Genomic DNA, 12,619 nt, shown 5'->3' on the forward strand with positions numbered 1-12,619 from the left:
ACTCGCGTGCGTCATGCTCGGCGGCGCAGCGTCGGCCGAGACGCTGCGCACGGCTTCCGATATCGCCGGCGCGTCGCTGGATCCGCTCGGCGCGCTGCCGCGCTCGCCGGAAAACGGCGCGCTCGACACGTTTTGCGCGCGATATCGCGCGAAGACCGCAACCGCGGCCGGCCGCGACGTCGCGAAGCTTGGCTGGATCGTGACGTCCGAAGCACCGCTCGGCCGCTACACGGTCGTCACGTTCGCGAGCGGATTCAAGCCGGGGACGAGCGCGATCTGTTTTGCGCGCAACGCGAACGTCGGCGTCTTCGACGGCACGACACTCGTCGCGCTCGGCTATACGGCACGCGCGGCCGGCTGGCAGCTCGGCTCGGTCGAGCCGCTGGAAAGCGGCGCGCTGCTGGTCTGGGGTGGCGATGGTCCGTCGGCGCCCGTCGGCGAACTGCGCGAAGAGCATGGCGGCGTGCGGCTGACCGCGGTTGCCGCGGAACGCACGTACTGTCACGGCCGTGCGATCGTGCCCAACGTGTACGGCAAACCGCTCGACACGGCGCGCAAGATCCTGATCTCGCATGGCTGGCAGCCGCTGCGTCCGCACGAGAAGCCGGACGCGATGGACGGCGCGGCGACGCTCGCGAAGCACGGGATCATCGAAGCCGAAGCGTGCTCGGGCACCGGCATGGGGTATTGCGCGCTGCGGTATCGGAACGCGGCCGGCGTGCTCGGTGTAACGACGGTCGGCGGCGAGCCGGACTCGCCGTCGGCGAATACCGTGATCGATTATCAGGTGGCTTGCAGGAAGCAGTAACCGGTGCGGCAGCGCCGCGTGCGCGTGCGCGTGATTGGCGCGTGGCGGCCGGCCATGAGTTCGCCGGCGCGCCGAAAACGAAGCGCATCCGCTGGCGATCGCCTGCGCCGGTGCATCGAATCTTCGGCCATTCGGTCGATTGCCCCGCACGGAACGCACGCCTAGACTGATCTGCCTTTCACGCCTCTCCGGCACAAAGGGCGTTCCATGATCGACTTCTCCACGCTCGCGCCGTTCCGGCAGTGTGTGCGCCCCGAGCACGGCTCGATCGCCGTGCAGATCCTCGTGTTCGCGACTGTGCTCAATCTGATCGGGCTCGTCGTCAACGACACGGTGATTCTGTCAGCGAGCCGGTTGAACCAGCGGACCGGCGCGCGCTGCCGGCCGTCGAGGCTGCCGCGGTATCTGCTCGGTACGGTATTCGTGGCGTTGGCAGCATGGCTCCGGCTCGCGGTCGCGGAGCGGAATTGATCCTGCCGGCGCGGCCAACCTTCATCATCCGCGCCGACACCGAATCGCACACGTCGCCCGATTCAGGTAGCCCGAGCCCTGTCGAGCACCTTCTTCCTGATCGACCTCCCCGACAGACGTAACCACGCTTCGAACGTCCGCCCGGCGACCCGCATCCGCAGTCGCGTCCGGGCATCGCACTTGCGTCTCAATAACATATTTGTTACTATGCTGGCCAACTCGTACGAAATTCAGTTCTTCAATGCGCGCGTAGAGAGGGGGGTCGTCAACTTGCCGACGACGCTGCTTGCCCGTTTTTTTGCGCTCGCCGATCGCATGGCGCAGTACGGCCCGAATCTTGGCGAACCGCACACCCAGTCGATGGGAAACGGGCTGTACGAAATGCGGCTGAAGGGCGCTGAAGGTATCGCCAGAGTGTTCTACTGCGCGATTGCCGACCGGCGTATCGTCATGCTTCATTGTTTCGTGAAGAAGGCGCAAAAGACACCCCCGAAAGAACTGGAAATCGCACGCCGTCGACTCAAGGAGGTTCAAGATGGCAACGTATAAGGAACTGCGCGAGCGTGCATTGTCCGACCCTGAGGTGCACGCCGAATACGAACGATTGAACCGCGAAGAACTCGCACTGCTCGACGTGATGCTGGCTGCCCGGCGAGACGCCGGCCTGTCGCAAGCCGATGTGGCCGAGCGCATGGGCACGAAAGCACCAGCGGTGACGCGACTCGAGCGCGCGCTCGCAACGGGCCAGCATTCACCGTCCATCGATACGCTGCGCAAGTACGCGGCGGCTTGCGGCAAGAAACTCGTGATCTCGTTCGCCTGATTCGTCCTACCCGGCCGCCCGTCGTTCGAGCAGCCGGCGCGTCGCCACGGTGGTTCAAAACCCGGACGATGCGCGTCAGCGATAATCGGCGCCGCCGGTTTCCGCATCTTCCGGGCCACGCGGCTCCCGCGCCCCGGTATCACGTCCACGCGTATCCGCCATCACACGCAATCGGCACGCAGCGCGCGTGGGCAAATGTCAGCGATTCGCACCCAGCGCGACGCGCAGCCGCTCCATCAGCCGCGTGTAGTGCCGCACCACGTCGGCCTTGTCCGTCACGTTCGCGGTCGAGAACCGTTCGGACCACGCCGCCTTCCATTCGTACGTGCCGTGCACGCTCCGGTCGCCGTCCGGCCCCTGGATCAGCGATCGGATCCGCGCATCGCGACCCGGCCCCGTATGCATCTCGAACAACGCGTGGATGAACGTGTGATACGCGTCGTACACGTCGTCGTCGAACAGGTAGCGGTAGATGTGAAACGTGCGGTCCAGATCGCGCTTCGCGCGGATCACGTCCTCCGGCGAGATGTCCTTCCAGTAGCCGATCCACGTGTAGAAGCACAGCAGCGCATTGAGCTGCGGCGCGACCGTGTCGTACAGCGTGAGCCGCTTCTCGATCAGCCGCTGGTTGGTCCACTGCACGAGCTCGAGCCGCTTCAGCCGGCGCGCGACGAGCCAGCCGAGACACGCGACGGACAACGGCGTCAGCACGCCGAGCACGAGCTTGATGATCTCCAGCGAATTCCACGGATTGTTGAGTGGCTGCATGAATGGCTCGACATAGGAACGCACCGCCCGGCGGATCGCATCGCGCGCAGCGCGCGGGACCGATCGCTTCGCGGTTGACCGTTAGTTGCTTGCACATCGAAATCGCACCGTGATGCAGCCGGTGCGCGGCGAAGCAGCATGTCCCGCCAGTGTATCGGCCGATTGTCACCGGCTGGTGACGATTCGCCGAATCGTCAGCGCGCCCGCGCCGCGTTACGTCGTTACGTCGGCAGCGCCGACGTGAGCTTGACCTTCTGCATCGGGATGTCGGTCTTCACGCTCAGCACGCCTGGAATGCGCGTCAGGTATTCCATCTGGAAGCGCCGATAGTCGTCGATGTCGGCGGCCACCACGCGCAGCAGGAAATCGCAGTCGCCGGCCATCAGGTGACACTCGACCACTTCCGGCATCTGCTGGACAGCCTCGGCGAAACGGTTCACGGATTCCGCGTCCTGCCCCTTCAGCCACACGCGCGTGAAGATCGTCAGCCCCTTGCCGACCTTCGCCGGGTTCAGCACGGCCACGTATTTCTCGATCACGCCCGCTTCCTCGAGCAGCCGCACGCGCCGCAGGCACGGCGACGGCGACAGCCCGACCTCGTGCGCGAGCTCCACGTTCTGCATGCGGCCATCGCGCTGCAGCGCGCTCAGGATCCGCCTGTCGATAGCATCAAGTTTCATTGGCATCAAATTCCAAAAAAATATAAAAACACTCATTCGATGCCAAATTCTCAGGAATATCTGGCCACAACGCAACCCGATTCGAGTCAAAAAAGCAGACAATCCTACTCCCCCGAAGGAGGAGTAATGAGCAGTAGCGTTTCAACGTCGTCCGGGCTTCGCGACAAGCCCGCCCATGTCGCCGAGATGGGTCGCGGATTGCGCGCGGCGCTGCCCGTCATGCTGGGATTCGTGCCGTTCGCGCTGGTGCTCGGCGCGCAGGCCGCGCAAAAAGGGCTGAGCCTGTTCGAGGTCCCGATGATGACGGGCCTGAACTTCGGCGGCGGCTCCGAGTTCGCGGCGATCCAGCTGTGGACGTCCCCGCCGCACATCGCACTGATCGTCGCGATGTCGTTCCTCGTGAATTCGCGCCATATCCTGATGGGCGCGGCGTTCGAGCCGACCATCCGTCACCTGCCGCGCCGCCGCGCGTTCGCGGCGCTGTTCTTCATGTGCGACGAAAGCTGGGCGATGTCGCTCGCCGATGCGCGCTCGCGCTCGGCCACGCACATCAGCGTCCCCTATTACGCAGGCGTGTGTGCCGGGCTCTACCTGACGTGGATCTCGATGACGACACTCGGCGCGGCGGTCGGCCCGACGATCGGCGACGTCGAGCAGTACGGCTTCGACATGGCGTTCACGGCCGTGTTTCTGGTGCTGCTGCGCGGGATGTGGAAGGGCATGCGCGCGAGCCGTCCGTGGTTCGTGAGCCTCGTCGTCGCGGCCGCCACGCACCTGGCCGTGCCCGGCGCGTGGTACGTCGCGGCTGGCGCGTGCGCGGGGCTGATCGCCGCGCTGCTGTGGGAGCCGCGCGATGCTGCATGATTTCGCGACGGTGGCGACCATCGTGCTGATGGCGTCGACGACCTACCTGTCGCGCGTGCTCGGCTATGTGCTGCTGCGCAACCGCACGCTGAGCCCGCGGATGGCATCGGTGATGGAGAACGTGCCCGGTTGCGTACTGATCTCGGTGATCGCGCCGGCCTTCGTGTCGACGCGCCCGGCCGACCTGCTCGCGCTCGCCGTCACGCTGGTCGCGGCGACGCGCCTGTCGATCCTGCCGACCGTGATCGTCGGCGTCGCGTCGGCCGGCGTGCTGCGGCATCTGCTCGGGTAACGCAATTCCGACCGCCACGCGGGCGGCACATCGAATCCGGGAACGGGCGCGCCATGCGCCCGTTTTCGCATCCGCGTCGACCACACGGCACAGCACGACACGACACGCGTCACGACGCAATGCTAGCCTTGCGGATGTACGCGCGATGCCTTTCCCCTCTCATTGCCTACCCGCGAGGATCGTCCCGATGCAAGAAACCCGCCCGCTGTTCGACCGCGTCCTGCTCACCAACGACGACGGATTCGACGCCCCCGGCCTTGAAGTGCTCGAACAGGTCGCCACGCAACTGGCGCGCGAAGTCTGGATCGTCGCGCCGGCGGAAGACCAGAGCGGCACGTCGCATTCGCTGAGCCTGCACGAACCGCTGCGCGTGCATCGCAAGGGCGAGCGCCGCTTCGCCGTGCGCGGCACGCCGGGCGATTGCGTCGCGATCGCGGTCAGCCACCTGATGAAGGACGCGCGGCCCGACGTCGTGCTGTCCGGCGTGAATCGCGGCGCGAACCTCGGCACCGAAACGGTGTTCTCCGGCACCGTCGGCGCCGCGATGACGAGCATGCTGGTCGGCGTGCCCGCGATTGCGTTGAGCCAGGCGTTCAGCGACCGCCATGCGGTGCCGTGGAACACGGCGCTCACGCACGCGCCGGACGTGATTCGCCGGCTCGTCGCGGCCGGCTGGGACCGCGACGCATGCCTCAACGTGAATTTCCCGCCGCGGCCGGCCGACGACGTGCGCGGCTTGAAGGCGACGAACCAGGGCGCCGGCACGCTGCAGGGCGTGGAAATCGTGTCGGGGCGCGATCCGCGCGACATCGAATACCACTGGCTGAAGCTGGCCCGCGCACCGCGCGACGACGATGCGGATTCGGAGACGGTCGCGCTCGGCGAAGGCTATATCGCGGTCACGCCGCTGAAATTCGAACGCACGCACGACCAGGCGCTCGCGCGGCTGCGGTCTGACCTCGGCTGAGCTCACGACCGGCGACCGGCGACCGGCGACCGGTGATCCGTGGAACCGGCAGGCGGCTTTGCCTGCCGGTCGCCTGACCTCGGCACAAGGGCCGCCCGCCGCGCGGCCTCGCCGCACCGATCGCATCAACCGCGTCCCGTCACGTCAGGTTCAATCCCCCGTCGAGCATCACGATCTCGCCCGTCACGTAATCGGATGCGACGAGCATCGCGACCGTCTGCGCGACGTCGTCCGGCGTCGCCGCGCGTCGCATCGGCGCGCGCTCGCGCCAGAGCTGCTGCGCTTCGGTCCAGTCGGCGGTCAGCGGCGTATCGACGAGCCCCGGCGCCACCGCGTTGACGCGGATCGCCGGCGCGAGCGTGCGCGCCAGCAGGCGCGTGGTGTGATTGAGCGCGGCCTTCGCCGCCGCGTACGGAATCGACGCGCCCTTCGGCCGAACGCCCGCATGCGAGCTGACGTTCACGACGCAGCCGGCCCGCCCGCTCGACGCCGCCTCGAGCAGCGCGGGCTGCGCTTCGGCAACGAGCCGGAACGGCGCGATCACGTTGATCTCGTGCATCTCGCGCCACACGTCGGGTGTCGCGGCGGCAAGATCGTCATGCGGAATCACGCGGCTGACGCCCGCATTGTTGACCAGCACGTCGAGCCGCCCGTGCACGGCGAGCGCATCGCGGATCAGCCGCACGCGCTCCGCGTCGTCGGCGAGATCGGCCTGCACATAGGCCGCGCCGAGTTCGCGCGCCATCGCGCGACCGGTCGCGGCGGAACGGCGCGAATGCAGGATCACCGCATAACCATCCGCCGACAGGCGTCGCGCGATGGCCGCGCCGATTCCCGACGTCGATCCGGTGACGAGCGCGACAGGCCGATGCACGCGCGACGCGCGCGGCTCGGCGACGGTTTCGGTTTCAGGTTCCGTTTCGGCAATCGGGGCATTCATCGGCGGATGCGGCGCGTCCATGGCGTGGAATCCTGTCGGTGGCGTTCCCGCATCATAAGCATGATGAAGGCCGATGCAGATGCGTGCCGTCTACGGCCGTTTCGGCAACTCGACGAAATCCTCGAGCTCGCCGGCGACGTAAAGCCGCTTGCCGATTCTCGGGTATTCGCAGACGTCGTGTTCGAGGCGCTGGCCGAGGATGAACAGTTCCAGCGGCACGTCGCCGGTGTTCTGCAACGTGTGCGCCTCGCCGCCGCGCGGAAAGCCGAGAAAATCGCCCGGCCCGATTTCGCACGTGCGTTCACCGATCGTGACCGCGCCGGTGCCGGACAGCACATACACGCATTCTTCCTCGTACAGGTGGCGGTGATACTCGGCCGATTCGTGACCGGGCATCAGCGTGAGCAGGTGCGCGCCGATCTGCGTGAGGCCGGTCAGGTCGCTGAGCTGTCGTTTGAGGCGAACGGCGTTGGGATTGAGCGAATGCACCGCGCGCGTCGGTTCCATCTTCGCGATGTCAGCGGCTTTCAGCAGTTCCCGGGGAGGTGTCGTGGACATGGGGATCTCGTCAGCATGAATGCTTCAGTAGAACGGGCCGCCCGGGCCGGCGCGGCGTGCATGCCGAGCTATTGTCCGACATTTTCACGCAGACGAGAACGGCGTACGCGCACGCCGGCACGCCTGACTACCGCGCGCAATCGGCCAGCAGGTTCGCCAGTACCGACGCGCCTTGCGCGAGGTGCACCGGATCGGCATCCTCGGCCTCGTTGTGGCTCAGCCCGGCCTTGCACGGAACGAACACCATCGCGCTCGGCGCGACGTACGACAGGTTCACCGCGTCATGCCCCGCGCCGCTGCACATTTCCAGATACGGATAGCCGGCGGCGGCCGTCGCCTGCCGCACGCGCGCGACGCATTCGGCATCGAACACCACCGGCTCGTATTCGGCAATGCTCTGTACCTGAACCTGCGTGCCGCGCAGCGGGATGCGCTGCATGCAGATCGCTTCGATATCGGCGACGAGCCGCTGCAGCGCCGGCCGCGACGGATGACGCACGTCGACGCTGAAACGCACCAGGCCGGGTATCGTGCTCGGCGAGTTCGGCTGGCACGCGACATGGCCGACAGTCACGCGCGCATCGGCATCGAACGCATGTCCATGGTCGACGATCGCGGCGATCATGGCGGCCGCCACGCCCATCGCGTCCTTGCGCACGCTCATCGGCGTCGTGCCCGCATGCGACTCGAAGCCCGTCACCGTGACGTCGAGTTCGTAGATGCCCTGCACGCCGGTCACCACGCCGATCGGCAGACCGGCGTGCTCCAGCACCGGGCCCTGTTCGATATGCGCTTCGAAATAGGCTTTCGGCATCTGCCGCTCGCGCTCGCGGCCGGCGAAGCCGGTGCGCTCGAGTTCGTCGCCGAGCCGCACGCCCGTCTGCATGCACGGCCGGGCCAGCGCGTAGTCGAGATCCAGCGTGCCCACATAGACGGCTGAGCCCATCATGCCTGGCGTGAAGCGCGATCCCTCTTCGTTGGTCCATGCGACGACGTCGATCGGATGGCGCGTGACGATGCCGTGCTCGTTCAGCGCACGAATCGCCTCGAGGCCGGCGAGCACGCCATAGACGCCGTCGAAACGGCCGCCGAGCGGCTGCGTGTCGAGATGGCTGCCGCACATCACGGCCGGCGCGTCGGGCCGGGTGCCGGCCCGGCGTGCGAACACGTTGCCGATCGGATCGATGCGTACGTCGCAACCAGCTTCCTCGCACCAGCGGATGAAACGTTGCCGACCGAGCACCTCGTCGGCGCTCAGCGCGAGCCGGCAGCTGCCGCCACGCGCGGTCGCGCCGATCGTCGCCATCTCCATCAGCGAATCCCACAGCCGTTGCTGGTTAACGAGAATCATCTTGGCCGCTCCTCAAAAGCTCCGAGCATATACACTCGATTCGACAAGAAAAAACCAGGATGTCGTTGCGTGCGATAACTTCTCCGGCGAGCGTGCCGGGGAAGGACGACGACGAATGATCGACATCAGCGGCGCGCGCAAGACGCACGCGCCGCGGCCGCTCAGCCCACGTGCACGCCGCGCAGCTTCGTCAGCAACGCGACGAGGCGGTCGATGTGCTCGTCCTCGGTACGCCATGACGACACGCTGATCCGGAACGCCGGCCGCCCCTGCCACACGGTCTGCCCGAACCATGTTTCGCCCGAATCCTGCGCGGCCTGAAGGATCGCGATCGTCTCGTCGTCGGTGCCGGCACGCACGAGCACCTGGTTCAGCACGACACGGTTCAGCACGTCGTAGCCGGCCGCGCGCAGGCCGGCCGCGACGCGCTGTGCCTGCGCGCAATGCCGCTCGACCATCGTCGCCACGCCGGCGCGGCCGAGCGCGCGCAGCGCGGCCCACACCGGTATGCCGCGCGCACGCCGCGAGAATTCGAGGTTCAGGTTCTTCTGCGCATCCTGCGCGCCGCTCAGGTAGACGGCATCGCTGTTCATCGCGGTCGCGAGCGCGGCCGCGTCGCGGCAGATCACCATCGCGCCGTCGTACGGCGTGTTGAGCCACTTGTGGCCGTCGGTCGTCCAGCTGTCCGCGCCGTCGATGCCGTCGGTCAGCGCGCGCTTCGACGACGCGCGCGCCCACAGCCCGAACGCGCCGTCCACGTGCACCCACGCGCCGGCGGCCTTCGCCGGCGGAATCAGCGCCGCGAACGGATCGAATTCGCCGGTGTTCACTTCGCCGGCCTGCACGCAGAGGATCGTCAGGTCGTCGAGCGGCGGCACTTGCGCGGGGTCGATGCGGCCGTGCGTGTCGACCGGCGCGACGATGACGCGCTTCATCCCGAAGCCGAGCACGCGCAGCGCCTTCTTCACCGTCACGTGCACGCGCTCGGAGACCACGACCTTGACCTCGGGCGCGCCGATCAGGCCGTCCTCGTCGACGTCCCAGCCCTTGCGCGCGAGCAGCGCACGCCGCGCGGCAACCAGCGCGACCAGCGTGCAGGCCGTCGCGCTCGTGCCGAAGCCGACCGCGCTGTCCTCGGGCAGCCCGAGCACGTCGACGACCCAGCGCGCGGCCTGCCGCTCGATCGTCGCGGCCACCGGCGAATTCACGAACGACGACGCGCACTGGTCCCATGCAAGCATCAGCCGCTCGGCCGCAGCGGCGGCCGGCAGCGTCGCGCCGATCACGAAGCCGAAGTAGTTCGGGCCGTTCGATGCGACGGTCGCGGGCGTGCCGCGCTCGTCGAGCAGGCGCAGCACGTCGTCGGCCGGGCGGCCCGTATCGGGCAGCGGCTCGTCGAAGGCCGCGAGACCGGCGAGCGCGGCCGCGTCGGGATACGCGCGCCGTGCGTTCGTCGCCGCGAGATACGCGTGCGCGCGCCGGTCGGCGTCGGCCAGCAGGGCGAGTTCATCCATGTCGATTGCCTCGGTGAAGGTCAAAGTTGCAGGAGATCGCGGCCCAACTGATGCAGCGCATCGTCGATCCGCTTGTAGTACGTGAACTTGCCGACGCGCGTCGCCTGCACGAGCCCGGCATCCGCGAGGATGCGCATGTGGCGCGTGGTCGTCGCCGGCGCGATGCCGAGCTTCTCGGTGATGTAGGTGCAGCACACGCCGAGTTCGTCGAAGTCGCCGTGCGGCTGCGGCGGGAAGTGCTTGCGCGGCTGCTTGAGCCAGCGCATCACGGCCAGGCGGCTTTCATTGGCCAGTGCGCTGATGCGGGTGACGTCGTTCATGGGTTGCGGTTTCGCTTGACGTTTCGAATATTAGCTAAATGACGAAATGTGTACAACCGCTCCGGCGGGCGCTGTGTGCGTTCGCGGTCGTGCGGGAAGTTGCGCCATCCGTCGCTGCGCCGCATTCGACGTTGTGACGTCGACAGGGGCATGGCTGCGCGTCAGCCGCGGCGCAAACACCTCGGCATCACCCCGCCGCCAACGCCTGCGCCAGCCGCTCGATCAGCGCCCGCACGCGCCGCGGCTGTACGGCGCCGCCCGGATAGACGATCTGCAGGTCGACTTCTCCCGGCGAAAACGCGCGAAGAATCTCGACGAGCGCGCCGGACGCCAGATCCTGCTCGACGTCGAGCAGCGACTTCAGCGCAATCCCGTGCCCCGCGATGCACCACGCGCGCACGAGCGCGCCATCGTTGGCCACGCGCCGGCCGCGCACCATCACGCGCTTCGGTTCGTCGTCGACGCGGAACGGCCATTCGGCATACAGCTCCTGCCCGAAACGCATCACGACGCAGTCGTGCGCGGCGAGTTCGTCCGGATGCCGCGGCGTGCCGTGCGCGGCGAGATACGCGGGCGCGGCGCACACCACGCGGCGCGAACGGCCGAGCGAGCGGCTGCGCAGCGCGCTATCCGCGAGCATGCCGCGCCGGATCGCGAAATCGAGTCCCTGCCCGACGAGATCGACGTAGCCGTCGCCGAGATGCAGATCGACCGTGACGCCCGGATGCTCGGCCAGGAACGCATCGACGACCGGCACGACGCGCGCCCGCCCGAGATCGGCCGGCGCGCTCAGCCGCACGGGCCCCGACAGCGTCTGCGCGCCGAGCCGCACGCGGCTTTCGAGCTCGTCGGCCTCGGCGAGCAGGCGCCGCGCGCCCGCGACCAGCGTGCGGCCCTCGTCGGTCAGGCTGATCGCGCGGGTCGTGCGCGTGAGCAGTGCCGCGCCGTAGTAGCGCTCGAGCGCCGTCAGCCGCTCGGAGACCGTGGCCGGCGACAGGCCGACCTCGCGGCCGGCCGCAGCCAGCCCGCCCTTTTCCACGATGCGCAGGAACAGCGCGAGATTATCGAGCAGCATTCTTCGCTTCCTCCGAAGGATATTTTCGAAGTCTGCCCAATTATCCGGATGAACCGCAAGCGCTAGAGTGAGCACTGACCTTGCCGGCGCCCGCACGCACCGGCCTCGACGACGAGAGGAAACACGACATGGAATACCGCACGCTCGGCCGCTCCGGCCTCAAGGTTCCCGCGCTGAGCTTCGGCGCAGGCACGTTCGGCGGCACCGGCCCGTTGTTCGGCGCATGGGGCAACACGGGCGTCGACGAAGCGCGCCGCCTGGTCGACATCTGCGTCGAAGCCGGCGTGAACCTGTTCGACACGGCCGACGTATATTCGGACGGCGCATCCGAGCGGGTGCTGGGCGCCGCGATCCGCGGACGGCGCGACCAGGTGCTGATCTCGACCAAGACGGGCCTGCCGACCGGCGACGGCCCGAACGACGCCGGCACGTCGCGCGCGCGGCTGATCCGCGCGGTCGACGACGCGTTGCGCCGCCTCGATACCGACTACATCGACCTGCTGCAGCTTCACGCGTTCGACGCGGCCACGCCGGTCGAGGAAGTGATGTCGACGCTGGACGACCTGGTACGCGCAGGCAAGCTGCGCTACATCGGCGTATCGAATTTCGCCGGCTGGCAAATCATGAAATCGCTCGCAGCGGCCGACCGGCACGGCTGGTCGCGCTACGTCGCGAACCAGGTCTACTATTCGCTCGTCGGCCGCGACTACGAGTGGGACCTGATGCCGCTCGGCGCGGACCAGGGCCTCGGCGCACTGGTGTGGAGCCCGCTCGGCTGGGGCCGGCTCACCGGCAAGATCCGCCGCGACGCACCGCTGCCCGAGCGCAGCCGCCTGCACGACACGGCCGGCTTCGGGCCGCCGGTCGACGACGAACGGCTGTATGACGTGGTCGATGCACTCGACGCGATCGCCGAGGAGACCGGCAAGAGCGTGCCGCAGATCGCACTGAACTGGCTGCTGCAGCGCCCGACCGTGTCGTCGGTGATCATCGGCGCGCGCAACGAGGAACAGTTGCGCCAGAACCTCGGCGCGGTCGGCTGGTCGCTGACCGGCGCGCAGGTCGCGAAGCTCGACGCGGCGAGTGCGGTCGAAGCGCCGTATCCGTACTTCCCGTATCGCCGCCAGGACGCGTTCGCGCGGCTCAATCCGCCGATGCGCGGGTAAGCGGAGCAGCGGGCAGGCGCGC

15 protein-coding genes and 1 pseudogene are annotated in these 12,619 nt (G+C 67.9%); 8 read left to right on the forward strand and 8 right to left on the reverse strand.

What is annotated here, in order from left to right; all coding sequences use genetic code 11:
• The first annotated feature begins 13 nt into the window (after positions 1–13).
• From DIE21_RS23585 to DIE21_RS23600, 4 genes and pseudogenes are all read left to right on the forward strand, one after another.
• The gene (locus DIE21_RS23585; protein WP_260432549.1) at positions 14–808 is read left to right on the forward strand and encodes a hypothetical protein; all 795 of its coding nucleotides are present in this window, start codon (positions 14–16) and stop codon (positions 806–808) included.
• Positions 809–1,033: 225 nt separating this feature from the next.
• Positions 1,034–1,279 (forward strand): annotated as a pseudogene (locus DIE21_RS23590) (LysE family translocator); the annotation flags it as partial.
• A gap of 207 nt (positions 1,280–1,486) precedes the next feature.
• Positions 1,487–1,828 (forward strand): type II toxin-antitoxin system RelE/ParE family toxin, encoded by a 342-nt coding sequence (locus DIE21_RS23595; RefSeq protein ID WP_124499980.1) that lies wholly within the window; start codon positions 1,487–1,489, stop codon positions 1,826–1,828.
• Positions 1,815–2,102, forward strand: a complete 288-nt coding sequence (locus DIE21_RS23600) for a helix-turn-helix transcriptional regulator (protein WP_124499981.1) — start codon at positions 1,815–1,817, stop codon at positions 2,100–2,102. The genes DIE21_RS23595 and DIE21_RS23600 overlap by 14 nt, the downstream gene beginning before the upstream one ends.
• A gap of 198 nt (positions 2,103–2,300) precedes the next feature.
• Here DIE21_RS23600 and DIE21_RS23605 read toward each other — a convergent pair whose 3' ends face one another.
• Both DIE21_RS23605 and DIE21_RS23610 read right to left on the reverse strand, forming a co-directional pair.
• Positions 2,301–2,870, reverse strand: a complete 570-nt coding sequence (locus tag DIE21_RS23605; protein WP_124499982.1) for a hypothetical protein — start codon at positions 2,868–2,870, stop codon at positions 2,301–2,303.
• A 221-nt stretch (positions 2,871–3,091) separates the two neighbouring features.
• On the reverse strand, positions 3,092–3,550 hold the full coding sequence (locus DIE21_RS23610; RefSeq protein WP_006486309.1) for an Lrp/AsnC family transcriptional regulator: 459 nt from the start codon (positions 3,548–3,550) through the stop codon (positions 3,092–3,094).
• Between the two features lie 126 nt (positions 3,551–3,676).
• Between DIE21_RS23610 and DIE21_RS23615 the strand changes: the two genes are divergently transcribed.
• The 3 genes from DIE21_RS23615 (at position 3,677) to surE (ending at position 5,673) form a co-directional block, all read left to right on the forward strand.
• Entirely contained in the window at positions 3,677–4,414 is a 738-nt protein-coding gene (locus DIE21_RS23615; RefSeq protein WP_124499983.1) for an AzlC family ABC transporter permease, read from the forward strand.
• A complete protein-coding gene (locus DIE21_RS23620; protein WP_409364647.1) occupies positions 4,404–4,706 on the forward strand; it encodes an AzlD family protein in 303 nt (100 codons plus the stop codon). Before DIE21_RS23615 ends, DIE21_RS23620 begins: the two co-directional genes overlap by 11 nt.
• A 187-nt stretch (positions 4,707–4,893) precedes the next feature.
• Complete coding sequence (gene surE, locus DIE21_RS23625; RefSeq protein ID WP_124499984.1) at positions 4,894–5,673, forward strand: 5'/3'-nucleotidase SurE; 780 nt, start codon at positions 4,894–4,896, stop codon at positions 5,671–5,673.
• A gap of 139 nt (positions 5,674–5,812) precedes the next feature.
• Here the strand turns inward: surE and DIE21_RS23630 are convergent, their stop codons facing one another.
• From DIE21_RS23630 to DIE21_RS23655, 6 genes are all read right to left on the reverse strand, one after another.
• Positions 5,813–6,634 carry an SDR family NAD(P)-dependent oxidoreductase gene (locus DIE21_RS23630; protein WP_124499985.1) on the reverse strand — a complete coding sequence of 274 codons (822 nt, stop codon included), beginning with the start codon at positions 6,632–6,634 and terminating at the stop codon, positions 5,813–5,815.
• Between the two features lie 69 nt (positions 6,635–6,703).
• Entirely contained in the window at positions 6,704–7,171 is a 468-nt protein-coding gene (locus DIE21_RS23635; protein ID WP_124499986.1) for a cupin domain-containing protein, read from the reverse strand.
• A 127-nt stretch (positions 7,172–7,298) separates the two neighbouring features.
• Positions 7,299–8,522: a Zn-dependent hydrolase gene (locus DIE21_RS23640; RefSeq protein ID WP_124499987.1), complete on the reverse strand. Its 1,224-nt coding sequence runs from the start codon at positions 8,520–8,522 to the stop codon at positions 7,299–7,301.
• A gap of 161 nt (positions 8,523–8,683) precedes the next feature.
• Positions 8,684–10,036: a pyridoxal-dependent decarboxylase gene (locus tag DIE21_RS23645; protein ID WP_124499988.1), complete on the reverse strand. Its 1,353-nt coding sequence runs from the start codon at positions 10,034–10,036 to the stop codon at positions 8,684–8,686.
• 20 nt (positions 10,037–10,056) lie between these two features.
• Complete coding sequence (locus tag DIE21_RS23650; RefSeq protein WP_124499989.1) at positions 10,057–10,356, reverse strand: helix-turn-helix transcriptional regulator; 300 nt, start codon at positions 10,354–10,356, stop codon at positions 10,057–10,059.
• A gap of 187 nt (positions 10,357–10,543) precedes the next feature.
• Positions 10,544–11,431: a LysR family transcriptional regulator gene (locus DIE21_RS23655; RefSeq protein WP_124499990.1), complete on the reverse strand. Its 888-nt coding sequence runs from the start codon at positions 11,429–11,431 to the stop codon at positions 10,544–10,546.
• 128 nt (positions 11,432–11,559) lie between these two features.
• On the opposite strand from DIE21_RS23655, the gene DIE21_RS23660 reads away from it, so the two are divergent.
• The gene (locus DIE21_RS23660; RefSeq protein ID WP_124499991.1) at positions 11,560–12,597 is read left to right on the forward strand and encodes an aldo/keto reductase; all 1,038 of its coding nucleotides are present in this window, start codon (positions 11,560–11,562) and stop codon (positions 12,595–12,597) included.
• Positions 12,598–12,619: the final 22 nt, after the last annotated feature.

This window comes from Burkholderia sp. Bp9140 (genome assembly GCF_003853425.1).
In the GTDB taxonomy this organism is placed as follows: Bacteria; Pseudomonadota; Gammaproteobacteria; order Burkholderiales; family Burkholderiaceae; genus Burkholderia.

Excerpts from the sequence above, each read along its gene's own strand:
- DIE21_RS23605 (WP_124499982.1), bottom strand. The coding sequence starts at position 2,870 with ATGCAGCCACTCAACAATCCGTGGAATTCGCTGGAGATCATCAAGCTC.
- DIE21_RS23630 (WP_124499985.1), bottom strand. The coding sequence starts at position 6,634 with ATGGACGCGCCGCATCCGCCGATGAATGCCCCGATTGCCGAAACGGAA.
- DIE21_RS23650 (WP_124499989.1), bottom strand. The coding sequence starts at position 10,356 with ATGAACGACGTCACCCGCATCAGCGCACTGGCCAATGAAAGCCGCCTG.
- DIE21_RS23640 (WP_124499987.1), bottom strand. The coding sequence starts at position 8,522 with ATGATTCTCGTTAACCAGCAACGGCTGTGGGATTCGCTGATGGAGATG.
- DIE21_RS23585 (WP_260432549.1), top strand. The coding sequence starts at position 14 with ATGCTCGGCGGCGCAGCGTCGGCCGAGACGCTGCGCACGGCTTCCGAT.
- DIE21_RS23615 (WP_124499983.1), top strand. The coding sequence starts at position 3,677 with ATGAGCAGTAGCGTTTCAACGTCGTCCGGGCTTCGCGACAAGCCCGCC.
- surE (WP_124499984.1), top strand. The coding sequence starts at position 4,894 with ATGCAAGAAACCCGCCCGCTGTTCGACCGCGTCCTGCTCACCAACGAC.
- DIE21_RS23600 (WP_124499981.1), top strand. The coding sequence starts at position 1,815 with ATGGCAACGTATAAGGAACTGCGCGAGCGTGCATTGTCCGACCCTGAG.
- DIE21_RS23655 (WP_124499990.1), bottom strand. The coding sequence starts at position 11,431 with ATGCTGCTCGATAATCTCGCGCTGTTCCTGCGCATCGTGGAAAAGGGC.
- DIE21_RS23595 (WP_124499980.1), top strand. The coding sequence starts at position 1,487 with ATGCTGGCCAACTCGTACGAAATTCAGTTCTTCAATGCGCGCGTAGAG.
- DIE21_RS23610 (WP_006486309.1), bottom strand. The coding sequence starts at position 3,550 with ATGAAACTTGATGCTATCGACAGGCGGATCCTGAGCGCGCTGCAGCGC.
- DIE21_RS23645 (WP_124499988.1), bottom strand. The coding sequence starts at position 10,036 with ATGGATGAACTCGCCCTGCTGGCCGACGCCGACCGGCGCGCGCACGCG.
- DIE21_RS23660 (WP_124499991.1), top strand. The coding sequence starts at position 11,560 with ATGGAATACCGCACGCTCGGCCGCTCCGGCCTCAAGGTTCCCGCGCTG.
- DIE21_RS23620 (WP_409364647.1), top strand. The coding sequence starts at position 4,404 with ATGCTGCATGATTTCGCGACGGTGGCGACCATCGTGCTGATGGCGTCG.
- DIE21_RS23635 (WP_124499986.1), bottom strand. The coding sequence starts at position 7,171 with ATGTCCACGACACCTCCCCGGGAACTGCTGAAAGCCGCTGACATCGCG.